This is a genomic window from Pseudomonas sp. MD195_PC81_125, from assembly GCF_014060985.1.
Lineage (GTDB): Bacteria > Pseudomonadota > Gammaproteobacteria > Pseudomonadales > Pseudomonadaceae > Aquipseudomonas > Aquipseudomonas parakoreensis.
This window is the reverse complement of record NZ_JABULD010000946.1, coordinates 1-653: the sequence shown is the minus strand read 5'-3', so window position 1 is coordinate 653 and position 653 is coordinate 1. Positions and strand designations below refer to the sequence as shown.

At 53.9% G+C, this 653-nt stretch carries 1 protein-coding gene; it reads right to left on the bottom strand.

Translation table 11 applies throughout. The features are described 5' to 3' along the window. On the bottom strand, window positions 1-500 hold a 500-nt coding region (locus tag HT737_RS30510; RefSeq protein ID WP_182404681.1), incomplete at its 3' end, for a hypothetical protein. Window positions 501-653: the final 153 nt, after the last annotated feature.

Here is a 653-nt window from a genome sequence, read left to right as displayed (position 1 = left end):
AATCGCTGGTAAAAGCGCAACTGTTGCGATCTGCACAACGCGGTCACGCCCTTATAGCCGCGTTTGATGGCCCATTCGGTAGCGGCTGCCAACAGACCATTGACCGCGATCGGTAGCTGATGGGGTGTGTAGGAGATCAAGCGGCTGAATTCGACATGGCGCGACAGCGCCGCCGTGGGAGAAACGTGTTGCTGCGCCAGCGATACCCATTCGAACGGTGCCGGAGTCGCCCTCAATACCGCCAGCAGTTGATCGTGGCGATACAGCAGAAAGTGAGTACTGCGCGACTTTATCGCCAGTCTGGTTTCGAGCATCCGCGCCCGTGAAGTCAGCATGTAATGCTGCAGCCGAAGCCGAAATTGTCGATCGATAAACCGGTCGAACTCCTGAGTATCCGCCCCCGCCTCAAGCGTCACGATGCGACACCCGTCATGGTGACTTTTCAACGTCACCTGAAGCGCCCGCAGGTAATCCGTGAGTTGCAAATTCGTAGTGTCCATTCTTTCTCCGCAGACCTTAACTTATCGAAGTGTTTCAAGTGCAGGGAAAGGATGGTTGCTTTTGACAATTCCGCCACGCCAGAAAATCTGATAATCAGGTGGGAAATATCAATGAATACGGACACTTGGCGACTTTTCCGACATGGAAAACAG